This window comes from Thioalkalivibrio sp. ALJ2 (genome assembly GCF_000378325.1).
In the GTDB taxonomy this organism is placed as follows: Bacteria; Pseudomonadota; Gammaproteobacteria; order Ectothiorhodospirales; family Ectothiorhodospiraceae; genus Thioalkalivibrio.
Map to the genome: position 1 here is coordinate 335,850 of NZ_KB899554.1, position 23,598 is coordinate 359,447.

Annotated in this window: 20 protein-coding genes, 1 tRNA gene, 1 pseudogene and 1 riboswitch; of the genes and pseudogenes, 13 read left to right on the forward strand and 9 right to left on the reverse strand. The window is 66.0% G+C overall.

Going from position 1 to position 23,598, the window contains the following annotated elements; genetic code table 11:
- Positions 1–75: 75 nt before the first annotated feature.
- Together F468_RS14615 and F468_RS0101565 are read left to right on the forward strand one after the other, a co-directional pair.
- A pseudogene (locus F468_RS14615) lies at positions 76–363 on the forward strand (DUF5362 family protein); the annotation flags it as partial.
- Positions 364–474: 111 nt separating this feature from the next.
- On the forward strand, positions 475–1,542 hold the full coding sequence (locus F468_RS0101565; protein ID WP_012981553.1) for a diguanylate cyclase: 1,068 nt from the start codon (positions 475–477) through the stop codon (positions 1,540–1,542).
- Between the two features lie 59 nt (positions 1,543–1,601).
- On the opposite strand, the gene F468_RS0101570 is transcribed toward F468_RS0101565, so the two are convergent.
- Both F468_RS0101570 and thiC read right to left on the reverse strand, forming a co-directional pair.
- On the reverse strand, positions 1,602–2,261 hold the full coding sequence (locus F468_RS0101570; RefSeq protein ID WP_018994495.1) for a hypothetical protein: 660 nt from the start codon (positions 2,259–2,261) through the stop codon (positions 1,602–1,604).
- Between the two features lie 153 nt (positions 2,262–2,414).
- Positions 2,415–4,304 (reverse strand): phosphomethylpyrimidine synthase ThiC, encoded by a 1,890-nt coding sequence (gene thiC, locus F468_RS0101575; RefSeq protein WP_018994496.1) that lies wholly within the window; start codon positions 4,302–4,304, stop codon positions 2,415–2,417.
- A gap of 77 nt (positions 4,305–4,381) precedes the next feature.
- Positions 4,382–4,480: riboswitch (TPP riboswitch) on the reverse strand.
- Between the two features lie 100 nt (positions 4,481–4,580).
- Between thiC and F468_RS0101580 the strand changes: the two genes are divergently transcribed.
- Together F468_RS0101580 and F468_RS0101585 are read left to right on the forward strand one after the other, a co-directional pair.
- Positions 4,581–5,261 (forward strand): TIGR00153 family protein, encoded by a 681-nt coding sequence (locus F468_RS0101580; protein ID WP_012981556.1) that lies wholly within the window; start codon positions 4,581–4,583, stop codon positions 5,259–5,261.
- A 27-nt stretch (positions 5,262–5,288) separates the two neighbouring features.
- Positions 5,289–6,545, forward strand: a complete 1,257-nt coding sequence (locus tag F468_RS0101585) for an inorganic phosphate transporter (RefSeq protein ID WP_012981557.1) — start codon at positions 5,289–5,291, stop codon at positions 6,543–6,545.
- 102 nt (positions 6,546–6,647) lie between these two features.
- On the opposite strand, the gene moaA is transcribed toward F468_RS0101585, so the two are convergent.
- Positions 6,648–7,652, reverse strand: coding sequence for a GTP 3',8-cyclase MoaA (gene moaA, locus F468_RS0101590; protein WP_012981558.1), 1,005 nt, complete (start codon positions 7,650–7,652; stop codon positions 6,648–6,650).
- A 229-nt stretch (positions 7,653–7,881) separates the two neighbouring features.
- Here moaA and F468_RS0101595 point away from each other — a divergent pair, with 229 nt between their 5' ends.
- The 3 genes from F468_RS0101595 (at position 7,882) to F468_RS0101605 (ending at position 12,626) form a co-directional block, all read left to right on the forward strand.
- Positions 7,882–10,788, forward strand: a complete 2,907-nt coding sequence (locus F468_RS0101595; protein ID WP_018994497.1) for a molybdopterin oxidoreductase family protein — start codon at positions 7,882–7,884, stop codon at positions 10,786–10,788.
- A gap of 67 nt (positions 10,789–10,855) precedes the next feature.
- Positions 10,856–11,551 carry a 4Fe-4S dicluster domain-containing protein gene (locus tag F468_RS0101600; protein ID WP_018175142.1) on the forward strand — a complete coding sequence of 232 codons (696 nt, stop codon included), beginning with the start codon at positions 10,856–10,858 and terminating at the stop codon, positions 11,549–11,551.
- Positions 11,552–11,576: 25 nt separating this feature from the next.
- Entirely contained in the window at positions 11,577–12,626 is a 1,050-nt protein-coding gene (locus F468_RS0101605; RefSeq protein ID WP_012981561.1) for a DmsC/YnfH family molybdoenzyme membrane anchor subunit, read from the forward strand.
- Between the two features lie 136 nt (positions 12,627–12,762).
- Here F468_RS0101605 and F468_RS14725 read toward each other — a convergent pair whose 3' ends face one another.
- Positions 12,763–12,897 (reverse strand): hypothetical protein, encoded by a 135-nt coding sequence (locus tag F468_RS14725; RefSeq protein ID WP_012981562.1) that lies wholly within the window; start codon positions 12,895–12,897, stop codon positions 12,763–12,765.
- Positions 12,898–13,384: 487 nt separating this feature from the next.
- A tRNA-Arg gene (locus F468_RS0101615) sits at positions 13,385–13,461 on the reverse strand.
- Positions 13,462–13,651: 190 nt separating this feature from the next.
- Here F468_RS0101615 and F468_RS0101620 point away from each other — a divergent pair.
- Entirely contained in the window at positions 13,652–14,515 is an 864-nt protein-coding gene (locus tag F468_RS0101620; protein ID WP_012981564.1) for a c-type cytochrome, read from the forward strand.
- A gap of 64 nt (positions 14,516–14,579) precedes the next feature.
- On the opposite strand, the gene F468_RS0101625 is transcribed toward F468_RS0101620, so the two are convergent.
- The 3 genes from F468_RS0101625 to F468_RS0101635 are packed head-to-tail and all read right to left on the reverse strand — an operon-like array spanning position 14,580 to position 17,180.
- On the reverse strand, positions 14,580–16,085 hold the full coding sequence (locus F468_RS0101625; RefSeq protein WP_018994498.1) for a YifB family Mg chelatase-like AAA ATPase: 1,506 nt from the start codon (positions 16,083–16,085) through the stop codon (positions 14,580–14,582).
- A gap of 59 nt (positions 16,086–16,144) precedes the next feature.
- Complete coding sequence (locus F468_RS0101630) at positions 16,145–16,399, reverse strand: accessory factor UbiK family protein (protein ID WP_012981566.1); 255 nt, start codon at positions 16,397–16,399, stop codon at positions 16,145–16,147.
- A 58-nt stretch (positions 16,400–16,457) separates the two neighbouring features.
- Positions 16,458–17,180, reverse strand: a complete 723-nt coding sequence (locus F468_RS0101635) for a pteridine reductase (protein WP_018138211.1) — start codon at positions 17,178–17,180, stop codon at positions 16,458–16,460.
- Between the two features lie 133 nt (positions 17,181–17,313).
- Here F468_RS0101635 and F468_RS0101640 point away from each other — a divergent pair, with 133 nt between their 5' ends.
- Positions 17,314–18,447 carry a class I SAM-dependent methyltransferase gene (locus tag F468_RS0101640; protein WP_018994499.1) on the forward strand — a complete coding sequence of 378 codons (1,134 nt, stop codon included), beginning with the start codon at positions 17,314–17,316 and terminating at the stop codon, positions 18,445–18,447.
- A gap of 70 nt (positions 18,448–18,517) precedes the next feature.
- Complete coding sequence (tsaD, locus tag F468_RS0101645) at positions 18,518–19,528, forward strand: tRNA (adenosine(37)-N6)-threonylcarbamoyltransferase complex transferase subunit TsaD (protein WP_018138213.1); 1,011 nt, start codon at positions 18,518–18,520, stop codon at positions 19,526–19,528.
- 9 nt (positions 19,529–19,537) lie between these two features.
- On the opposite strand, the gene plsY is transcribed toward tsaD, so the two are convergent.
- Positions 19,538–20,164: a glycerol-3-phosphate 1-O-acyltransferase PlsY gene (plsY, locus tag F468_RS0101650; RefSeq protein WP_018994500.1), complete on the reverse strand. Its 627-nt coding sequence runs from the start codon at positions 20,162–20,164 to the stop codon at positions 19,538–19,540.
- 105 nt (positions 20,165–20,269) lie between these two features.
- On the opposite strand from plsY, the gene F468_RS0101655 reads away from it, so the two are divergent.
- The 3 genes from F468_RS0101655 to ccoN all read left to right on the forward strand — a co-directional run bounded on the left by F468_RS0101655 (position 20,270) and on the right by ccoN (position 23,593).
- Positions 20,270–21,016, forward strand: coding sequence for an alpha/beta fold hydrolase (locus F468_RS0101655; protein ID WP_018138215.1), 747 nt, complete (start codon positions 20,270–20,272; stop codon positions 21,014–21,016).
- A gap of 10 nt (positions 21,017–21,026) precedes the next feature.
- A complete protein-coding gene (gene bioC, locus F468_RS0101660) occupies positions 21,027–21,899 on the forward strand; it encodes a malonyl-ACP O-methyltransferase BioC (protein WP_018138216.1) in 873 nt (290 codons plus the stop codon).
- A 206-nt stretch (positions 21,900–22,105) separates the two neighbouring features.
- Positions 22,106–23,593 carry a cytochrome-c oxidase, cbb3-type subunit I gene (ccoN, locus tag F468_RS0101665; protein ID WP_018994501.1) on the forward strand — a complete coding sequence of 496 codons (1,488 nt, stop codon included), beginning with the start codon at positions 22,106–22,108 and terminating at the stop codon, positions 23,591–23,593.
- The last annotated feature ends 5 nt before the right edge of the window (positions 23,594–23,598 follow it).

Consider the following 23,598-nt stretch of genomic DNA (forward strand, 5'->3'; position numbering starts at 1 on the left):
GCGTTAGGTTTCGCAGCGACCGCTCGTTGGGGTACCCCCCGTACGCGTGGGCGAGCCGTAGCACGGTGCGAAAGGCTGATCCGCTCGGACGTGCTCACCGCCCTGTCCATTGTCGGCATCATCATCGCCTGGACCCCGATCTGGGCCGGTGTGATGCTCATGCGGGCGGCGGGTGTCTGGCAGTGCGCATTCGACAGCAAGGACCCGTTAGAGATTTAATACGCGCTGAGCCGACTGCGCATCTACTTCACCATCTTCGGCGTGCTGCTGCTGATCTACCTGGCCCTGATGATCGTCGGCATGCTGTTCGGCATTGGCGCTGGCATGATGGGCCTCGGCGCCATGGGCGAACACATGCAGTAACCGCAGGGCCATCTCCCGCCCGGAACGGCTTCCGCAAGCCGGGGTCATAACGGCCGACCCTGGCAAGCAAGGAACAGGATCTTGGATATAGCAAGGCGACTGCGGGGACGGATGGATCCGCTATACGCGGAGGGCGAGGACACACGGCGAGGGTTTGCGGCCTGGCTGCGTGCCACGCGCATTCCGCAGGTGCGCTACATCGCGTTTCTGACCGCTGCGCTATATCTGTTGTATGCCGCCATCGAGCAGACGGTAGCCGTCGATGCGTCGGGCCAGCGGCTGCTGGCCCATGGCTTGCTGGTGCCCGGCATGTTGCTGGCCGTGGCGGCGATGACTTTCCGCGCGTCGCTCCAGCGTCCGATGTGGGCCTTGCTGATTATCGCGCCAGTGGTCGCGAATGCCGCCAACCTCTACCTGAATGCCGGTTCGCCACAGTTTCTGGTGTTCGCCCCCGAGATCTATCTGAGCATCATGTGGACCTTTGCGATCTCGGGCCTGGCCCTGCGTCAGGCCGCACTGGCCGCTACCGGGATCGTGGTGCTGGTCGTGGCGGCCAGTCTCCTCCAGACCCTGGAGACCGGCTTGCTACAGCTGCACCTGCTGTGGGTGCTGGCGGCGTTTTCGTTTGGTTGCCTGAGTGCCTTCGTGCTGGAACGGGCCCTGAAACTTACCTTCCTGCAGCAACGGGAGCTGGCGCATTCGGCGCAGGTCGACGAGCTGACCTCATTGTCGAATCGTGCGCATATCGAGCAGTTGTTCGAGGAGGAGTGTGCGCGCACCGAGCGCTATGGCCAGCCATTTTCTGTGATCCTGATCGACATCGACTACTTCAAGGCCGTGAACGATACCTGGGGCCACAGGACCGGTGACACGGTCCTCAAACAGTTCGCCGAGCTTCTGCGCCAGAACCTGCGCAAGGTGGATGCCATTGGGCGTATTGGCGGCGAGGAATTCTTCGTGCTGCTGCCACAGACCGACGCCGAGCAGGCGCAGGCGGCGGCCCGCGACCTGCAGGCCCGGATCAACGCCTTTGACTTTGACGCCGTCGGGCGGCGCACCGCGAGCTTCGGTGTGACCGAATACCGCCCGGGCGAGCGCCGGGTCGATACCTTCGACCGGGCCGACCAGGCCCTGTACGCGGCCAAGAAGAACGGACGCAACCGCATCGAGGTGCGTTGAGCCCGGACAAGGGCACAGTAGTGGTTTTCCGACGGCCGCTGGTGTGGCCGGTTAGCGTGTTATCGAGGGCCGAAGTGAAAGCGGACACCGGTGCCGATGAAATTGGAACCGCTGGCATCGCTGACCACACCAAAGACGCCGGAGCGGTGATGGATACGCAGGAAGGCCTCCCAGGAACTGTCTCGTGACGCGGACGGCGCGAAGGTGACTTCGGCCATCATGAACGCCTGGGTGCGGCTGGGGCGGCGATCCTCGATGACCGGATCGCCGAAGGCACGCGAGGGGCCGATGCCCCAAGCGGCCGAGGTGTCCACCAGGTGGTCCCAGGGGAAGCGGGTCCAGCGCAGGTTGGCGGCCGCGTTTAGTTCGAAGTGATCCTGCTGACCCCAGTGCCGGGCGACATTGATCTCGCCTTCGAGATGCAGATGGTCACTGAAGCGGTGGAGGCGGCGAGAGATGCCCACGGCCGCCAGGTGCGAGTCCTGCATCGCGGTCTGGAACTGGAGGATCTCGACGAAGCGGGTGTCGGTCCAGCGAGCGCCATAGGCGAAGACCGAGATGTCTGGCCGCTGCTGCACGGCCGCTCCGTCGTCTCGGGCTGTGGCCGCCCCAATCTGACAGGCGGCCAGCAACGCGGCGAGGGCGCTGGCGCTGCGATAGCGGCTGGCGGTCGCGATGCCGTGGTCCTCCTGGCGGTACTTGTGCTGGGCGCAGTACAACAAGCGTAGACGCCCATTCTGCGCGGGGCGAGCGATCGGTTAGTGGCTCGTCACAGAACCCGCCTCCCCGTCAGCCGATAACGCCGCCATGATCGCCTATTGCGATTGAATCAGCGTGTCCCGGGCTGCCACCCGGGTTTCGTTGTTGGGGCCTCAGGTCTTGCGGTAGATCTCCGCGCCCTTCTCGACGAATTCCACCGCCTTCTCCTGCATGCCCTTCTGCAGGGCCTCGTCAGCGCTGATGCCCTGGGCCGCGGCATAGTCGCGCACGTCCTGGGTGATCTTCATGGAGCAGAAGTTCGGGCCGCACATGGAGCAGAAGTGGGCGACCTTGTGCGCCTCCTTCGGCAGGGTCTCGTCGTGGAATTCGCGCGCGCGCTCCGGGTCCAGTGCCAGGTTGAACTGGTCCTCCCAGCGGAACTCGAAGCGTGCCTTGGACAGGGCGTTGTCCTGCAGCTGCGCGCCGGGGAAGCCCTTGGCCAGGTCGGCGGCGTGGGCGGCGATCTTGTAGGTGATGATGCCGTCGCGCACGTCCTGCTTGTTGGGCAGGCCCAGATGTTCTTTCGGCGTCACGTAGCAGAGCATCGCGGTGCCGTACCAGCCGATGTTGGCCGCGCCGATACCGGAGGTGATGTGGTCGTAGGCCGGGGCGATGTCGGTCACCAGCGGGCCAAGGGTGTAGAACGGCGCCTCGAAGCAGTCCTCCAGCTCCTTGTCGACGTTCTCCTTCACCTTCTGCAGCGGGACGTGGCCGGGGCCCTCGATCATCACCTGCACGTCGTGCGCCCAGGCCTTCTGCGTCAGCTCGCCCAGGGTCTCCAGCTCGCCGAACTGGGCGGCGTCGTTGGCATCGGCCAGGCAGCCGGGGCGCAGGCCGTCCCCCAGCGAGAACGAGACGTCGAAGGCCTTCATGATCTCGCAGATCTCGTCAAAGTGGGTGTAGAGGAAGTTCTCCTGGTGATGCGCCAGGCACCACTTGGCCATGATCGAACCGCCGCGGGAGACGATGCCGGTCACGCGGTCAGCAGTCAGCGGCACGTACTGCAACCGCACGCCGGCGTGGATGGTGAAGTAATCCACGCCCTGCTCGGCCTGCTCGATCAGGGTGTCGCGGAACAGCTCCCAGGTCAGGTCCTCGGGCTTGCCGTCGACCTTCTCCAGCGCCTGGTAGATCGGCACGGTGCCGATCGGTACCGGCGAGTTGCGCAGGATCCACTCGCGGGTCTCGTGGATGTTCTTGCCGGTGGACAGGTCCATCAGGGTGTCGCCGCCCCAGCGCGCGGACCAGACAAGCTTTTCTACCTCCTCCTCGATCGACGAGGTGACCGCGGAGTTGCCGATGTTGGTGTTCACCTTCACCCGGAAGTTGCGGCCGATGATCATCGGCTCGAGCTCGGGGTGGTTGATGTTGGCGGGGATGATCGCGCGACCGCGGGCAATCTCGTCACGCACGAACTCGGGGGTGATTTCATCCGGGATGGAGGCGCCGAACGACTCGCCGGCGTGCTGGCGCAGCAGCTTCTGGTAGCGCGGGTCGGCGCGCAGCTCCTGCAGGCGGTTGTTCTCGCGGATCGCGACGTACTCCATCTCCGGGGTGATGATGCCCTTCCGGGCGTAGTGCATCTGCGAGACGTTCGCGCCGGCCTGCGCGCGGCGCGGCGGGCGGATGTGCCCGAAGCGCAGGCGGGCCAGTTCCGGATCGGCGGCGCGGGCGCGGCCGTACTCGGAGCTCGGGCCGTCCAGCCACTCGGTGTCCGCGCGTTCGTCGATCCAGGGGCCGCGCAGGTCCGCCAGCCCCCGGTGCAGGTCGATGCTTGCGTCGGGGTCGGTGTAGGGGCCGGAGGTGTCGTAGACCGGGATCGGCGGGTTCTCTTCGGGGGTGCCGGAGGTCATCGTCGGCGTCTGCGCGACCTCGCGATACGGCACGCGGATGTCCGCGCGCGAACCCTCGACGTAACGCTTCTCGGAGTTCGGGAACGGGCGGGTGACCTCCGCGGAGACCTCGGCGGTCTTGCGGGCAAACGACTCGGGGATGGCGCTCATGATCGGACCTCTGCTGACGCGTGGGGCGAAGGGAGCGCGGGCAGGGCGATCGCGGGGGCAGGAACCCCAGGTACAGCAGACCGTTGACCGAGCTTCCCTCCGCCGGTGTTAACCGGTTCAGGTTCAAGGGGACTCTCTCAGCCCGACATGTGGTACGGGCACCCCCAGCTCTGGGCCACGATTGTAGCGCACGCGGCACACATTCGCCTGCAGGCGACAGGGTATCGAGGGTTGTTTTGCGGTACATTGCGCCTTTGTGACATTCTTCGCGCCGCCATGAGCCCCAAGAACTTCGTCTTCGAACTGTTTGGCCGTTCGCCGGTGCGCCCCCTGCAGGCGCACATGGAGAAGGTGCGCGCCTGCATCGCCGAGCTCCCGCCGTTCATCGAGGCCATGGCCCGGGACGACTGGGACACCGCGCGCGTTCAGCAGAAGAAGATCGTCAAGCTCGAGCACGAAGCCGACCGCCTGAAGAAGGACCTGCGGCTGCACCTGCCCAAGGGCATGATGCTGGCGATGTCGCGCCGCGACGTGCTCGACACCCTGCTGATCCAGGACCGCATCGCAAACATGGCCAAGGACATCGCGGGGCTGATGCTGGGCCGCCAGATGCAGTTCCCGGCCAATATGCAGGGTCCATTGCAGCGCTTTCTGGATCGCAGTGTGGATGCGGTCAATCAGGCCGGGCGCGCGGTCAACGAGCTGGACGAGCTGGTCGAGGCGGGCTTTCGCGGACACGAGGTCGAGGTGGTCAACGACATCCTGACCGAGCTGGACCAGATCGAGCACGAATCCGACGAGGCCCAGCGCGAGGTACGCGAGATCCTGTTTGCCCAGGAGGCGGAGCTGCCCCCGGTGAACGTGATCTTCATGTATCGCGTGATTGATTCCATAGGCGAGCTGGCCGATCTGGCCCAGCGCGTGGGCAGCCGCCTGCAGCTGATGCTGGCCAAGTAACCACTCGCACCACGTACCGAGGACCGCATGGAATACGGCACCCTGTTGCTCGGCCTTGCAGTCATCTTCGGGCTCTTCATGGCCTGGGGTATTGGCGCCAACGATGTCGCCAACGCAATGGGTACCTCGGTCGGCTCGCGGGCCCTCAACATTCGCCAGGCGGTCTTTGTGGCCGCGGTGTTCGTGTTTGCCGGGGCGTGGCTGGCGGGCGGCGAGGTGACGCAGACCATCCGCAGCGGGATGGTGGACTCGGCACTGCTCGCGGACAGTCCTTCGCTGCTGGTCTACGGCATGCTCGCGGCGCTGGCGGCGGCGGGCACCTGGCTATTGACCGCTTCCTATTTCGGCTGGCCGGTCTCCACCACGCACTCCATCATCGGCGCGATCATCGGCTTTGCGGTGGTGGGCCTCGGATTTGAAGTGGTGCGCTGGGAGCGCGTCGGGACCATCGCGATCTCCTGGGTGCTGTCCCCGATGATCGGCGGGATGATCGCCTTCGCGCTGTTCCGCAGCATCCAGTTGCTGATCCTCGACACCGTCGACCCGTTGAAAAACGCCAAGCGCTGGGCGCCGCTGTATATCTTTCTGACGGCCTTCGTGACTGCGCTGGTCACGATGTTCAAGGGGCTGACGCACGTCGGGCTGGACCTCACTACCGCCCAGGCCTACAGCTTCGCCGTACTGATCAGCGTGGCGGTGGTGGTGGTCGGACTCTTCGCGATCCGGCGCCTGCGTTTCGAGGAGGCCTCCTTGCAAGCCCACGGCTCGCACTTCAGCGATGTCGAGAAGGTCTTCGGCGTGATGATGGTCGTCACCGGTTGTGCGATGGCCTTCGCGCTGGGCTCCAACGATGTCGCGAACGCGGTCGGGCCGCTGGCCGCGGTGGTGGACGTGATCCAGACTGGCGAGGTGGACCCGGAGACCGTGGTGCCGATGTGGGTCCTGCTGCTGGGCGGCTTCGGGATCGTGTTCGGGCTGTTTACCTATGGCCACAAGGTGATCGCCACGGTCGGCACCGGCATCACCCAGCTGACGCCCAGCCGCGGTTACGCGGCCACCGCGGCGGCGGCTGCGACCGTCGTACTGGCCTCCGGTACCGGGCTGCCAATCTCCACCACCCATACGCTGGTGGGGGCGATCCTGGGTGTCGGCATGGCGCGCGGGATCGCCGCGATCGACCTGCGCCTGGTGCGCATGATCTTCATGTCCTGGATCGTGACCCTGCCGGCCGGGGCGATCCTGGCCATCGTGTTCTTCTTCATTCTGCGCGGGTTGCTCGGTTAGCTGCAGAGGCGGCAAGCCCTGGCCCTAATAAAGCGGCCCCCCTAACAAGAAAGGCCCGTCTCGCTGGACGGGCCTTTCTTGTTAGCAAGCCTTGCGGTGGTGTCATCCGCCGGTCATGGACATGAAGCGCATGACCTTCTCCGGGCGTTCCGAGAACTCGTGACGCTCGGGTTTCAGGTTGATCGCCTGGATTACCAGGTCTTCCAGCTCCGAGTCGCTGCAGCCTTCGCGCAGGTAGGGGCGCAGGTTCAGGCTGTGTTCGTTGCCCAGGCAGGTGTAGATGGTGCCATCCACCGACAGGCGCACGCGATTGCAGGTGTCGCAGAAGTGCTGCGAGATCGGGGTGATGAAGCCGATGCGCACGTCGGTATCCGGGATCTGCATGTAGCGCGCCGGGCCGCCGCCGGGCATCACGCCGGGGACGAGGTTGTAGCGCTGCTCCAGACGGGCGCGCACGTCCTGCAGGTTCACGTAGTGACCCTCTTTTGCCTCGCGGCCAGTGTCGCCCATCGGCATGGTCTCGATGAAGCGCAGAGTGAAGCCGTGTTCGATGCAGAAATCGACCATGTCCTCGACCTCCGGCTCGTTGATCCCGCCCATCACCACCATGTTGATCTTGATTGGGTCGAGCCCGGCGGCCTTGGAGGCCATCAGGCCGTCCAGCACCTTCTCCAGCTTGCCGCCGGTGATCTCCTTGAAGACCTCGGGTTTGAGCGAGTCGAGGCTGACGTTGATGCGGGCCACGCCGGCGTCCTTCAGCTCCTGGGCATGGCGCGCCATGCGCGTGGCATTCGTGGACAGCGAGATGTCGTCGATGCCGGGCAGGGCGTTCAGGCGCGCGGCCAGATCCGGGAGGTTCTTGCGCACCAGCGGCTCGCCGCCGGTCAGGCGCACGCGGCGGGTGCCGAGTCGCCCGAAGGCCCCCATCACGCGCTCGATCTCCTCGAAGCTCAGCCAGTGCTCCGGCTCCTCGAAGTCACGAAAGCCCTTGGGCATGCAGTAGAAGCAGCGCAGATCGCAGCGGTCGGTAACCGAGAGACGGACATATTCGATGCGGCGGCCGAAGGCGTCGACCAGGGCGTTCTCGTCCTTGAGGGCGTGTTGCATACGGTGTCCCGTCCTGCCGCTGGGGGCGATATGTTTCATGGTACACATCGTAGACCACTTTTCCGTGATTGCCACAACAAGGCCCCAGATTCGATGCGGCAATAAATAAATTCTCTCGTAGATTATTTCTGCTTATTCCTAGATAAGAACTTTTCGTTAGCCAAAAGGCTTCTTTATGGCCAATATGCCCAGCGTGAATAAGCAAACCATAATCTATGGGGTCGCCTGAATGAGTGCCTTACCCGAGTTCGAGAACCACAGCGAGCAGGAGATCAAGTACACCACCTGCTACATGTGTGCCTGCCGCTGCGGCATCAAGGTTACGGTCCAGAACAACAAGGTCCGTTATATCCAGGGCAACCGGCACCACCCGATCAACAAGGGTGTGCTGTGTGCCAAGGGCAACGCCGGCATCATGAAGCAACAGTCCCCGGCGCGCCTGCACCAGCCGATGCGCCGCAAGCCGGGTACCGAGCGCGGCGCCGGCGAGTTCGAGCCGATCTCCTGGGACGAGGCCCTGGACATGCTGTCCACGCGTCTGCAGAAGATCCGCGAGACCGACCCGCGCAAGCTGGCGTTCTTTACCGGCCGTGACCAGATGCAGGCCCTGACCGGCCTGTGGGCGACCCAGTTCGGCACCTATAACTGGGCGGCCCACGGTGGCTTCTGCTCGGTCAACATGGCCACCGGCGGCCTGTACACCACCGGTTTCGCCTTCTGGGAGTTCGGCGATCCCGACTGGGACCGCACCAAGTACCACATGCTCTGGGGCGTGGCGGAAGACCATGCCTCCAACCCGATCAAGATCGGGCTGGAGAAGCTCAAGCGCCGCGGCGGCAAGTTTGTCGCCATCAACCCGGTGCGCACCGGCTACCAGGCGATCGCCGACGAGTGGGTGGGCATCAAGCCCGGTACCGACGGCCTGTTCGCGCTGTCGATGCTGCACGTGCTGCTGAAGAACGATCAGTTCGACTGGGATTTCCTGGTGCGCTACACCAACGCCACCCAGCTGGTCGTGCAGACCCCGGGGCAGAAGGGCGATGGCCTGATCCTGCGTGACGAGGCCGGCAACCCGCTGGTCTGGGAACTGGAGCAGGAAGCGTTCGTCGACGGCACCCAGGTCGATATCAAGCCGGCGCTGTTCGGCGAGTACACCGCGCCCGATGGCCGCCCGGTCAAGACCGTGATGACGCTGCTGGCCGAGCGCTATCTGTCGGAGGAGTATTCCCCGGAAAATACCGCCAAGATCACTGGCGTGCCGGCCGACCAGACCGAGCGTCTGGCGCTGGAGATGGCGCACGTCGCGTTCAAGGAGACGATCGAGCTCGACATCGAGTGGACCGACTCCTGGGGCCGCAAGCACGACAAGGTGTTCGGCCGTCCGGTCTCCATGCACGCGATGCGCGGCATCTCCGCGCACTCCAACGGCTTCCAGACCTGCCGCGCGATCCATCTGCTGCAGATCATGCTGGGCTCGGTGGACTGCCCTGGTGGTCACCTGGCCAAGCCGCCGTACCCCAAGCACGTCCCGCCGGGCATCAAGCCGGCCAAGGAATGCGCGCCGAACACCCCGCTGAAGAGCCCGCCGCTCGGTTTCCCGACCGCGCCGGAGGACCTGGTCATCGATGACGACGGCAACCCGCTGCGCATCGACAAGGCCTTCTCTTGGGATGCTCCGATCTCCAACCATGGCCTGATGCACATGGTGGTGACCAACGCGGTCAACGGCGATCCCTACCCGATCGACACGCTGATCTTCTTCATGGCGAACATGTCCTGGAACTCCTCGATGAATACCGCCGAGGTGATGGACATGCTGCGGGCGAAGGACGACAGCGGCGAGTACAAAATCCCGTTCCTGGTGGTCGCGGACGCGTTCCACTCGGAGACGGTCAACTTTGCCGATCTGGTGCTCCCGGACACGACTTATCTGGAGCGTTACGACACGATCTCCATGCTGGACCGCCCGATCTCCGAGCCGGCCGCGGCAGCGGACTCCATCCGCCACCCGATCCTCGAGGTCGATCGCGACGTGCGTCCCTGGCAGGAGGTCATGGTCGAGCTGGCCGGTCGTCTGAAGTTCCCGGCGTTCACCAACGACGACGGCAGCCGCAAGTTCGAGGACTACAAGGACTTCATCGTCAACTTCGAGAAGGAGCCGGGCATCGGCTTCCTGTCCGGCTACCGCGGCAAGGATGGCAAGAGCCACCTGCGTGGCGAGCCGAACCCGAAGCAGTGGGAGGCGTACATCGAGAACCAGGGATTCTTCGTGCACCACCTGGCGCCGAACCAGCAGTTCTACCGCTACGCGAACAAGGAGTACCTGGAGCTGGCCAAGCACGCCGGCTGGGTGGGCAAGACCGATCCGATCACGATCGAGCTCTATTCCGAGACCCAGCAGCGCTTCAAGCTGGCCGGCCAGGGCCTGTATGACGGTCCGCAGCCGACCAAGCAGGAGCACAAGGATCGCCTGACCCAGTTCTTCGATCCGCTGCCGATCTGGCACAAGCCGCTGGAGCAGACCCGTATCGACGAGGACGAGTACCCGTTCTACGCGGTCAACCAGCGCCCGATGTTCATGTACCACTCCTGGGACTCGCAGAACGCCTGGCTGCGTCAGATCTGCGCTCAGAACTACCTGTACATGAACCGTGGCAAGGCCGAGTCCATGGGCATCGAGGACCTGTCCTGGGTGTGGATGGAATCGCACAACGGCCGTGTCCGCGTGCAGGTCAAGCTGATCGAGGGCTGCGAGCCGAGCACCGTCTGGACCTGGAACGCGATCGGCAAGCAGAAGGGCGCCTGGGGCCTGAAGCCGGACGCGAACGAGTCCAACAAGGGCTTCCTGATGAACCACCTGATCAGCGAGCTGCTGCCGAAGAAGGGCGATCCGGTGGACAACATCACCAACTCCGACCCAGTAACCGGCCAGGCCGCGTGGTACGACCTGAAGGTCAAGATCACTCCGGCCGATCCGGAAGAGGCCAGCACCTGGCCCGACTTCGACACGGTCAAGCCGGCCCCCGGCATGTCCGAGGCCCCGGATCAGCTGCGCTACGCCGCGCACAAGCCGGTGCACCTGAATCGTTCCATCCGTGACGTGCTGACCCGCGGCTCGCTGGACGAAGACCGCTAGGCATCACGGATCCGGGCCATGCCGCCGGCCCCGGCCGGCGGCCCGAGGAAATTTGAGGAGTAGTTGTATGCGACTTGGACTCGTAATCGACATGGACACCTGCGTGGGCTGTCACGCCTGTGCGGTGGCCTGCAAGCAGTGGAACACCAGCGGCACCACCGGTGCGCTGACCGACTATCGCCCGTACGGCGAGGACCCGAGCGGCGTCTGGTTCAACCGCGTGCGCCACTACGAGGTCGGGGACTACCCCAACAACAAGACCGTCAACATCCCGATGTCCTGCATGCACTGCCAGCATGCCGACTGCGTGAATGTCTGCCCGACCGGCGCTTCCTACAAGCGTCCGGAAGACGGCATCGTGCTGGTCGACCAGGACAAGTGCATGGGCTGTAACTACTGTGCCTGGGCCTGCCCCTACGGTGCGCGCGAGCTGGACCGCGAAGACGGCGTGATGAAGAAGTGCACGCTGTGCGTGGACCGCATCTACGACGAGGCCCTGCCGCCGGAAGAACGCCAGCCGGCCTGCGTGATCACCTGCCCGGCCCATGCCCGGTTCTTCGGTGACTTCGACGACGACAACTCCGAGGTCAGCCGCCTGGTGCGCGAGCGTGGCGGCGTGAAGCAGATGCCGGAGCTGGGCTACAAGCCAGTCAACACCTATCTGCCCCCGCGTATCACCCGTCCCATCCCCATCGACGACGTGCGGGCCAACCGTCTGGTCAGCTCGGTGAAGGACTGGGTCAACAAGATGGTCGCGCGCTAGGCGCGGCCCGATCGGGAGAATTCATATGCATCCGGCATTTTCCGTCATCCTGTTTACCGTCATCTCCGGTGCGGGCTACGGCCTGTTCATCCTGCTGGCGGCCTTCCACCTCGCGGGCATCGGTCCGGCCATGAGCCACGGCGAGCTGCTGGCACACGGCGCGGTCTCGCTGGGGATGATCACCCTGGGGCTGATGCTCTCCACCGGCCACCTGGCGAACAAGAAGAACGCCTGGCGCTCGTTCATGCGCTTCAAGACCTCCTGGCTGTCGCGCGAGGCCGTGTTCGCGGTGCTGTTCTATCCCTTCGCCGGGATCTATGGCCTGGGCGTCCTGCTGCAGGGCGCGGCCATCGGGCCGTTGCCGGCGCTGGCCGGCGTGATCGCCGCCGTGCTGGCCGTGATCACCCTGTTCTCCACGGGGATGATCTACGGTTGTCTGAAGACCATCCGCCAGTGGAACACCGCGCTGACCCCGGCCAACTACATCATGCTTGGCATCGCGACCGGCACCACGCTGTTTGCCGCCATTGCCACCGTGTTCGGCAATGCCACGGCGATGCATGCGGGTGTCGCGATGGTCGCGCTGGTTGCTGCCGCCGTGCTGAAGGCGATCTACTACTTCTGGATCTCGCGCGTGAATGGCCCGACGATCAATACCGCCACCACCTTCAACCGTGCGACCGTGCGCCTGCTGGATACCGGCCACACCGCCGGCACCTTCCTGACCGACGAGTTCGGCTACGACCCGCGCAAGGACACCATCGACAACGTGAAGATGGGCGTCTTCCTGCTCGGCTTTGTGGCCCCAGTCCTGGTGTTCGCGTCGATCCTGTCAGGCGCCCCGGCCGGCATCGCCTGGCTGGCCGCTGTCTCGAGCCTGATCGGTATCGGCATGGAGCGGTGGCTGTTCTTCGCCGAGGCCAAGCACGTCGTGCGCCTGTACCACGGTGCCCAGACCTGCACCAACTCCCTGGCCGAGCCCGCTCGCGGCCGTACCTCGGTCGCGCCGGTCACGGACCCGACCGACGCGCGCCGCTGGGAGCTGGGGGATACCCCCGGGGGCTCCGGCTCCTGATGTCAGCCGGCCTTCGGCGGTTGCCGGGCGCAGTTGCCGGGTGACCACCGAGGGGGGGCTCGTCAGGGAATACCCAACTAAAACGGGCCAGCATGCTGGCCCGTTTTTTTATGGTGCCTGGTTTCCCCAAGGCGGGTTATTTCGCCTTGTCGTCCTCGTGCATGCCATGAAGGATGAAGTAGCCGACGTACACGAAGAACGCCACGATGCCCACCAGGGTCAGGATCGTCAGGATCCCGATGGGCGATTGAAACATGATTTCAGTCAACATCACGCACTCCCGGTTGCAGTGGTCACCTTCAAGCTAGCGCTGCTGCCGGGGCTTCGATTTGATCTGGATCAAGGGAGTGGCGGCATTTGCCGGTCAGGATGCCGGATCGCCGCGCTGGCCGGGCCAGGGCATGTTGGAAGCGGAACTGATGTTGCGCCCGAGAGGGTGAGCCGGGGTTTCGCGAAGCACGGCTTCGCGCCGGCGAACGCCCCGAGGCTGTCGCCGAGGGGGTGACTTGCGATGCCGTGCCGCTGCGCAGGCCTTGATTCGACGGGGGCGCGGCGTTGGGCTCGGGGGTGTTCAGGCGGCGCGCCCGAGAGGATGGCTTCGCCGCCTTTGGCGGCTCGGTCCTTCGGACCGGTGCAGCCGTTGGCTGCACCGCGATGTCGGCCCGCTTCGCGGGCCTCGATTCGAACGGGAGGTTCGAATCGGGCCCTCCAGCACCCCATTACGCAGAAAGGGACCACGAGGGTCCCTTTCTGCGTAATGGCGCGCCCGAGAGGATTCGAACCTCTGACCTCTGCCTCCGGAGGGCAGCGCTCTATCCAGCTGAGCTACGGGCGCAAGACGAGTAATGATACGGGGCGCTGAACGGGTCCGTCCAGCGCATTTTTGACTGCCCTACTGGGTTTGTGGTCTCGAGAGGGACGATGCCCTATACTCGGCGCCCGATTTGCGCGCCTGGCGCGTGGGAATACTTGGGCTAGGAACCATTACGGCCGCGCGCGGCCCGCACCTTTCGGAGGGAGAGCAAGTGGCGAATCAACCGATCAAGATGGACACCGGTAACAAGGTGTTGATGTTCATCGCATCCGTGGCGCTGCTCGCCACTGTGATCTACCTGTTGATCCAGTTGGCGAACTTCATGGGAGGGCTCCAGCTAGGCGAGCCCAGTGAGGCCGAGCGCGATCGGATCGTCGAACGCATCCAGCCGATCGGTCGCGTGGCCTCCGGTCCGGTCGATATGGAGGAAGAGACCGCCGACCTGAGTCCGGGTGACATCTACAGCAATGTCTGTGCGGCCTGTCACGACACCGGGGCCTCCGATGCCCCGATCAAGGGCGACTCCGACGCCTGGGCCGCCCGCCTCGACGAGCGCAGCCTGGACGAGGTGTTCGACAACTCCATCAACGGCATAGGTGCGATGCCGGCTCGCGGCGGTGATTCCAGCCTGAGTGACGAGGAAGTGAAGCTGGTGGTGGTCTACATGCTGGACGAAGCCGGTATTGATCACGGCTGGGAGCCCGAAGACGCTAACGGCGATGAGAACGGCAATGGTGACGAAAACGGTAACGGCGAGGCCGTGACCGAAGATGACGATGCCGCTGTCGAGGACGACGAAGCACTGGAAGGGATTGCCCTGGATACCGGTGACGTGAGTCGTGGCGAGTCCCTGTACAGCACCTGCATCGCTTGCCATGGTGCCCAGGGTCAGGGTTCCCCCGCGTTCCCGAAGATTGCCGGCCAGACCGCCGAGTACACCGCCGACAAGCTCGTGCGCTACCGTGCCGGCGAGACCGTGGGTGACCGCACGGCCCTGATGGCGCCGAATGCGGCCCGCCTGTCGGACCAGGACATTGCCGACCTGGCGGTGTACGTCGCGACCTTCGAAGACTGAGCGGTTTCGATCCGATCTCAAGGCCCGCGTCGGCAGCTGCCGTGCGGGCCTTTTCTTTGCCTGGTTACTGGGTGCGCCAGTGATCCAGCGCGCGATAGCTGAGCGCCTCGGTCAGGTGACCGGTCGTGATCGGGTCGCTGGGTTCGAGGTCGGCGATCGTCCGCGCGAGGCGCAGGATGCGGTGGTAGGCGCGTGCCGACAGGCGAAAGCGCTCCGCAGCGCGGTCCAGCAGGGCGCGATCGCCTGCCTCCAGGGTGGCGTGCTGGTCCAGCATCTGGCCCGCCAGTTCGCGATTGAGGGAGCCCTGGCGTTGCCGCTGGCGTTCCTGCGCCAGGGCGACGCGTTGCGCGACGGTCCTGGAGTCTTCGCCGGGTTCGCCATGCGAGGCCAGTTCGGGCGGCGGGATGCGCGGGACCTCGATCGCCAGGTCGATGCGGTCCAGTAGCGGCGCGGACAGGCGTCGCCGGTGGCGCGCCATCTGTTCCGGGGAGCACTGGCAGCGCGCCCCGAGGTCGCAGTCGAAGCCCTGTGGACAGGGGTTCATCGCCGCTACCAGCTGGAACCGGGCGGGAAACTCGGCCTGCCGGGCGGCCCTGGCGATATGGATGGTCCCGGTCTCGAGCGGTTCGCGCAGGACATCCAGCACGCTGCGCTGGAACTCGGTTAGCTCGTCCAGAAACAGCACGCCGTGATGGGCCAGCGAGATCTCGCCCGGGCGTGGTGTGGAGCCACCACCGACCAGCGCGACCCCCGAGGCCGTGTGGTGGGGCGAGCGGAACGGCCGGGCGCGCCAGTCGCGCTGCAGGTGGCCGGTGTCGCGCAGACTGTGGATCGCGGCGGTCTCCAGTGCTTCCGCCTCGGACATCGGTGGCAGGATGCCCGGTATGCGTGCGGCCAGCATGGACTTGCCGCTGCCGGGCGGGCCGACCATTAACAGGTGGTGGCCACCCGCGGCCGCGATCTCCAGTGCGCGACGTGCCTGGTGCTGACCGCGCACATCGGCCAGGTCGGGGTAGCGATCCGGTTCCGCTTCGACGGGTCGGCCCTCGTCCAGCTCCCCTTGACCCTGCAGCCCGGCGCAGACCGCGATCAGGTGGTCGGCGGTGCGCACCCGCGCGGCGCTGGCCAGTGCCGCCTCGGCCCCGTCCTCGGGGTTCACGATCAGCTCGCGCGCCTCATTAGCGGCTGCCAGTGCGGCGGCCAGCGTCCCGCCGACCGGTCGCAGGGTCCCGTCCAGTCCCAGTTCGCCCAGAAACTCGCGCCCTTCGAGGGCGCTGCCCGGGATCTGCTGGCTGGCGGCGAGGATGCCCAATGCGATGCCGAGGTCGAAACGCCCGCCATCCTTCGGCAGGTCGGCCGGGGCCAGGTTGACGGTGATGCGGCGGCGGGGAAAGTCGAAGCCGCTGGTCTGGATGGCCGCGCGGACGCGGTCGCGGCTCTCGCGCACGGCCGCCTCCGGCAGGCCGACAATCTGGAATGACGGCAGGCCGTTGGCCAGGTGAGTCTCGATGGTGACCAGCGGTGCCTGGATCCCGGCGAGCGCACGGGCATGGCTGATGGCAATGGGCATCCTTGCCCTCCCTGTTGCGGGTCCGGGCCTCCGTGCCCGGTGGTTCTATGGGGAGTGTGTTACTCCGCGGTCTTGCGTTCGGCCTCGAGGGCCTCCACGCGGGCTTCCAGCTCGGCCAGGCGTTCGCGGGTGCGTTCCAGCAGCGCAACCTGGACGTCGAAGTCCTCGCGGGTGACCAGGTCCATGCGCTCGAAGCCGTGCTGCAGCGACGAGCGGACCTGACGCTGGACATCCTCCTGCATGTGGCGCACCGACTCCGGCAGGCTCTCGGTGATCCGGCGCGCGAGATCGTCAAAGCGTTTGGGGTCGATCATGGGCCGTTCTCTTCTTTTGATTCGATGATGCATTCAGTGTAGCGCGTCGCGCGGATCGTTACTGCGAGGCGGAGCGCCCGCCATCCACCGGGATCACCTGTCCGGTGATGTAAGGCGCATCCAGCAGCAGAAAGCGTACCGTACGGGCGATGTCGTCGGGGTGGCCCTCGCGTTTGAGGGCGGTGCGCTCGACCATCGCTTCGTGCGTCCCGGCATTGTTCGGATCCTCGGGCGAGAGGATCGCGCCGGGTGCGACGCCGTTAACACGCACGTCCGGGCCCAGTTCGCGGGCATAGGCCTGGGTCAGGGCCCAGAGTCCCGCCTTTGCCGCGGAATACACGGGGTAACCCTTCAGCGGGCGCAGGGCATGAATGTCCACGATGTTGACCACTGCGCCCCGGGTGCGCGCGAGCGCCGGCGCACAGGCCTGGGTCAGAAATGTGGGGGCCTTCAGGTTGGAGCCGACCAGGTCATCCCATGCCTGCGTATCGATCGCGCCGACCGGGGTCGCGTAGAAGGTCGAGGCATTGTTGACCAGGTAATCCAGCCGCCCCCAGGCCTCTTCCGCCTCGCGTGCCAGGCGCTGGATGTCGTTCAGGTTCAGCAGGTCGGCTTGCAGGATGCGCGCGCTGTCCTCGCGCCGAGCATTCAGCGAGTCGGCCAGGGCGGCAGCGTCGTCGCGCGACCCTCGATAGTGAATGAGCACGCGCAGGCCCTCGCCGTGCAGCCAGCGCACGATGGTCGCGCCGACCCGGCGCGCGGATCCGGTGACCAGCACCACGCCGGTTTCCGATCGCTCTCCCTGTGTGTGTTCCGTCACGTCATGCCTCGCCTTGGTACCATTTGTCGCCATGCTGCCGCCGAAACCTAGCACACCCACGCCGGACGACCCGGCTGCCGCCATCGCGCGGCAGATGCACGACTCCCTGCAACAGAGTATCGCCGCGCACGGCGGGTTCCTCCCGTTTGTCGATTACATGCACCAGGCGCTGTATGCGCCGGGGCTCGGCTATTACGTGAACGGGGCGCGCAAGTTGGGCGCGGGCGGTGATTTCGTGACCGCGCCGGAGCTGTCCTCGCTCTTCGGCGAGACCCTGGCCAGCTGGCTGGCCCCGCTGCTGCGCGACGAACTGGCGGGCGGCGGGCAGCTGCTGGAGTTTGGCGCGGGCAGCGGCCGGCTGGCCGGCGATGTGCTTGTGACGCTGCGCGAGCTGGGCGTGGGCTGGCAGTGCTACAAGATCATCGAGGTCAGCCCGGACCTGCGGGCCATGCAGCAGGAGCACCTGGCGGAACGCCTGGAGCCGGAGGAGTACGCCCGGGTGGAATGGCTCGATGCCCTGCCCGAGGAGCCGATCCGGGGTGTGGTACTGGCGAACGAGGTGCTCGACGCACTGCCGGTGGAGCTCTTTCGCTGGCGCGAGGGCCAGCCCTGGCAGATGGGTGTCACAGTGGATGGCGACGGCAGGCTGGTGCTGGCGGAGCAGTCGGCCCCCGAGCCACTGGCGGACGTCGTGCGCGAGCTGCAGGCGGTGCATGGCCCCTGGCCCGACGGATACACCTCCGAGTGGCGTCCGGCTCAGGCGGCCTGGGTTGCGAGCGTGGCCGCTTGTCTGGAGCAGGGTGTAGCGTTGCTGGTCGACTACGGGTTTCCGCGGGCCGCGTATTACGCCGCGGAGCGCCACCAGGGCACGCTGGTTGGCTATTACCGTCAGCAGATGATGCTGGACCCCCTGGCGCAGCCCGGGCTGATGGACCTGACGGCCAGCGTCGATTTCACTGCGGTGGCCGAGGCCGCGGATGCGGCGGGGCTCGATGTGCTCGGTTATGCCGCGCAGGGCGAGTTCCTGCTGGGTGCGGGCCTGGCGCAGCGCTTCGAGGCGCGCGTCGGCAGTGGCGAGGATGCCCGCAAGACCATGCAGGCCGCCCAGGCCGTGCGCATGCTGACCCTGCCCGGAGAGATGGGCGAGCGCTTTCAGGTGATGACCCTGGGTCGCGCCTGTGCTGCGCTCGACTTCTCCGCGATCCCCGATCGGCGCGGCCGCCTGTGAGGGACTCGCAATCCCGTCCGGTTCGCCCGGAATCCTTCCCCGTACCCGCGCCCCGAGGCATGCTGCTCCTATGAAAGTCCTGGGTATCGAGACCTCCTGCGACGAGACGGGCGTGGCGCTGATCGATGATCAGCGCGGCCTGCTCGCGCACCGGCTGTACAGCCAGACCGACCTGCATGCGGTCTACGGCGGCGTGGTGCCGGAGCTCGCTTCGCGCGATCACATCCGGCGCCTGCTGCCGCTGCTGCGGGCGGTGCTGGACGAGGCGGGCGTGAAGGGGCCCGAGCTGGATGCAATCGCCTATACCGGCGGGCCGGGACTGCTGGGGGCCCTGCTGACGGGGGCCTCGGTCGCGCGCTCGCTCGCCTGGGGCTGGGGCGTGCCGGCGATGCCGGTGCACCACCTCGAAGGCCATCTGCTGGCCCCGTTCCTGGAGGACGCCGGGCTGGATTTCCCGTTCCTGGTGCTGCTGGTCTCCGGCGGGCACACGCAGCTGATCCATGCCCGGTCTCTGGGCGACTACGAGCTGCTGGGCGAGAGTATCGACGACGCCGCTGGAGAGGCCTTCGACAAGACCGCCAAGCTGCTGGGGCTGGGCTATCCTGGCGGTCCCGCCCTGTCGCGCCTGGCCGAGCAGGGGGTGAGCGATGCCCTGCGTCTGCCGCGCCCGATGCTCGACCGGCCGGGGCTGGACATGAGCTTTTCCGGCCTGAAGACGGCCGTGCTGACGGCCCTGAACAAGCAGGAATACCGCCCGCAGGATGTCGCGCGCGCATTCGAGGAGGCGGTCAGCGAGACCCTGGTGGAGAAGACCCGGAGGGCGCTGGAGCAGAGTCAGGCCCCGGCGCTGGTGGTCGCCGGCGGGGTGGCCGCGAACACCCGGCTGCGCGCGGGACTGCAGGCGATGGCCGCGCAACAGGGGGTGCCGGTGTATTTCCCGCGGATCGAGTTCTGCACGGACAACGGGGCGATGATCGCGCTCGCCGGGCTGCGCCGCCTGCAGGCGGGCTGGGCGCCCGACGACCAGGCCCCGGCGATCACGGCGCGTGCCCGCTGGCCGCTGGCGGAGCTCTCCGCCTGAGGCAGATCGCTAGTCTCGCGGCGGTTCTTCCGCCTCGGCCTCGTCCTTCTTGTAGCCGATCTTCCCTTCCTCCCCGCGCATCAGGCGGCGGATGTTGGTGTCGTGGCGGATGAACAGCACCACCGCCATGGCCGCCACGATCAGCGCGAGCCAGAAATCCGGTTCCAGGAACACGAAGTAAACGGGTGCCAGCGTCGCCGCGACCAGGGCCGACAGCGAGGAGTAGCGCCAGATCGCGGCGACCACGAGCCAGGTCAGCAGCGTGAGCGCGCCGACCAGCGGGTTGAGTGCCAGCAGCACGCCCAGCGCGGTGGCCACGCCCTTGCCGCCGCGAAAGCCGTAGTACACGGGAAACACATGTCCGAGGAAGGCGGCCAGGCCGATCAGGCCGAGGGCCCAGGTCGGGAAGATGCCGAGCTGGGCGGCGACGAACACCGGCAGCCAGCCCTTGCCGACATCCCCGATCAACGTGATGATGGCCGCCTTCTTGCCTCCGTAGCGCAGTACGTTGGTCGCACCGGGGTTGCCCGAGCCTGTGTGACGTGGGTCCGGCAGCCGCAGCAACTTGCTCACGACGATGGCCGTGGAAAGCGATCCCAGCAGATACGCGATGACAATGCCCAGTACGATGTCCATGCAAACTCGACCTGAAGATTCGGTTGGGTGGGGTGTGGCGCGAAACGGCGCCCATGATACGCAAGCCGGGGCGCTGCGTTCAGGGTGGCGGCGGGTTGGCCCGCGATGAAGCGCCCGACCCTTGTGCTGCTGCACGGCTGGGGGTTCTCCCCGGCAGTCTGGGCGCCTTTGCGTGCCGCGCTGCCCGGGTTCGAGATCCACGCGCCGGCCCTGCCGGGGCACGGGGAACTCGCTGGTGGAGAGGCCCTGGGCGATCCTGTGGCTACCTGCGAGGCCATCCGGGCTCAGCTGCCGCGCCCGCTGTCGCGCCCCATCTGGCTGGGCTGGTCGCTCGGCGGGCTGGTTGCGCTGGAGCTGGCGCGCCAGATACCGGATACCCGGGGGCTCGTGCTGCTCAATTCCACGCCGCGTTTTGCAGCGGCCCCGGACTGGGGCCATGCGCTGCCGGCCGCGGAGCTTGCGGACTTTCAGTTGGCCCTCGAGGGGCCCCGGCGGCGACTGCACCGGCGACTGGCCATGCTCTGCGCCAGGGGCTCGCCGGAAGCGGCCTCGCTGGCCGCCGATCTGACGAGCGAGCTGGAGGGTGCCCCGGCGACCGATCAGGGCCTCGCGGCCGGGCTGGCCTGCCTGATGGAGTGTGACCAGCGCGTCTACTGGCAATCCAGTTCGGTGCCGCTCGGGGCCTGTCTCGCCGAGGGAGACGCGCTGGTACCGTCCACCGTGGCGGATGACCTGCGCGGCCTGCGCCCGGACGCCCGGCTGGTCGTGCGGCCCGGGGGCCATGCGCAGTGGTGGCAGGACCCGGCGCCCGTGGCGGCCTTTATAAACGAGTTTCTAGCGGCACTGGAGTGATCGGCGATCCATGACGGGGGCGGATGAATACGCACTGGACAAGGCGCGCGTACGCGAGGCCTTCGGGCGGGCGGCTGCGGGCTACGAGGCCCATGCGGTGCTGCAGCGCGAGGTCCAAGGACGGCTGCTCGAGCGACTCGATCTGGTCAAGCTGCAACCGGCCCGCGTGCTCGATCTGGGTTGCGGGACCGGGGAGGCGCTGGATCTCCTGCGGCGGCGCTACCGCAAGGCCGAACTGACCGGTGTCGACTTTGCCCCGGGGATGGTCGCGGCGGTGCAGCGCCGCGGCCGCTGGTGGCGACGGCCGCTGGCCGTGTGTGCGGACATCGAGGCTTTGCCCCTGCCGGAGGCGCACTACGATCTGGCGATCTCCAGTGCGGCGTTGCAGTGGTGTTCCAGCCTCGATCAGGCCTTTTCCGAGGTGCGGCGTGTGCTGGCGCCGGGGGCGCTGTGGACCTTTTCCACCTTCGGCCCGGATACCCTGCGTGAGCTGCGCGCGGCCTTTGCCGAGGTCGACGGCGGGAACGCGCAACACGTGAATGCCTTTGTCGATATGCACGACATCGGTGATGCCCTGGTGCGTGCGGGGTTCGCGGACCCGGTGATGGATCAGGAGAGCCTGACGCTCACCTATGGCGATTTCGACACTCTGTTGCGTGATCTGCGTGGGGTGGGGGTGCGCAATGCGCTGGCTGGGCGTGGGCGCGGGCTGCTGGGTCCGCGTCGGCTGCAGGCCGTGGCCGAGGCCTATGCGCGGGCGTTTGCGGTCGAGGGTCGACTGCCGGCGACCTGGGAGATTGTGTACGGCCATGCCTGGGTGCCGGAGGCTCCGCCGCCCTCGAAGCCGCAAGGCCGGGTGATTCCCGTTCGGCCCGTCTCTTGATCCAGATCAACCCGGGGCGATTGGCCCCTCGCAGAGCAAGGCCATAAAGATGTATTCTCTCTGGCGCTGAAAGTTCCGCCTGACTTGGGGCTAATTCCGAGTGTTACAGGCGGTATTGGTTTTTTGTGCGTCTGGAATGGGGTAAAGTTCACGCCCCCCGAAACCATCGGGACATCCGTGTTCCCCGCAGCAAGGTGGAAAAAGTCATGTCGCAAGCAGCCACTACGGCGGGTTCCGTACCCGCAACGTCAGTCGCTTCAACCGAGCAGTACAACTACGCGATCGTCAAGCGTTTCGCGATTGCCGCCGTCCTCTGGGGCGTGTTTGGCATGGCGGCCGGGGTCTGGATTGCCTCGCAGCTCGCGTTCCCGTTCCTGAATTTCGATATCGCCCAGATCACCTTTGGCCGATTCCGTCCGGTACATACCACGGCGGTCATCTTTGGTTTCGGTGGTAATGCCCTGTTTGCGACGTCGTACTATGTCGTCCAGCGCACCTGTCAGACACGGCTGTACAGTGATTCGCTGGCGAGCTTCACCTTCTACGGGTGGAACCTCGCGCTCATCCTGGGTGTGATCGGCTACATGGCCGGGGTCACGATGGGTCGCGAATACGCCGAGTTCAACTGGCAGGTGTCCCTGATAATCCTGGTCGTCTGGGTCGCCTACTTCTGGATCTACCTGCAGACCTTGCTGCGCCGGAACCAGCCGCATATCTACGTGGCCAACTGGTTCTTCATGTCGTTCATCCTCGCGACAGCCCTGCTGCACATCTTCAACAACCTCGAGGTGCCGGTCGGCCTGTTTAGCCCGGAGTCCTACCCGCTGTTCTCCGGCGTGCAGGACGCGATGCGTCAGTGGTGGTACGGCCATAATGCGGTGGGCTTCTTCCTGACCGCGGCCTTCCTCGGGATGATGTACTACTTCGTGCCGAAGCAGGCGGGTCGACCGATCTATTCGTACAAGCTGTCGATCATCCACTTCTGGGCGCTGGTGTTCCTGTACATGTGGGTGGGCGCGCACCACCTGCACTGGACCGCCCTGCCGGACTGGGTCTCCACCCTGGCGGCGACCTTCTCCATCCTGCTGCTGCTGCCCTCCTGGGGGGGCATGATCAACGGCATCATGACCCTGTCGGGGGCCTGGGATAAGCTGCGCACCGACCCGATCATGCTGTTTTTGATCACCGCGCTGTCGTTCTACGGCATGTCGACCTTCGAGGGTCCGATGATGTCGCTGAAGAGCGTGAACGCGCTGTCGCACTACACGGACTGGACCGTCGGCCACGTGCACTCCGGTGCGCTGGGCTGGGTGGCGATGATCACCTTCGGTTCGCTGTACCACCTGATCCCGCGTCTGTGGGGCGTCAACCTGTACAGCCTCAAGCTTGTGTACGTGCACTTCTTCCTGGCGACCATCGGGATCGTGCTGTATATCACCGCGATGTGGGTGGCCGGTATCGGTCAGGGCCTGATGCTGCGCGCCTTCGACCAGTACGGGAACCTTGCCTACACCTTCACCGAGTCGGTGGTGTTCCTGCATCGTCCGTATGTGGTGCGTGCCATTGGTGGCGGGTTCTTCCTCGCCGGCATGCTGATCATGGCCTGGAACATCGCCATGACCGTCCGCATGGGCATCAAGTCCGAAGCTCGCGAGCGTGAAGAAGCCCGCGCGGCCGAAGCCCGCACGGCCTGATAGGG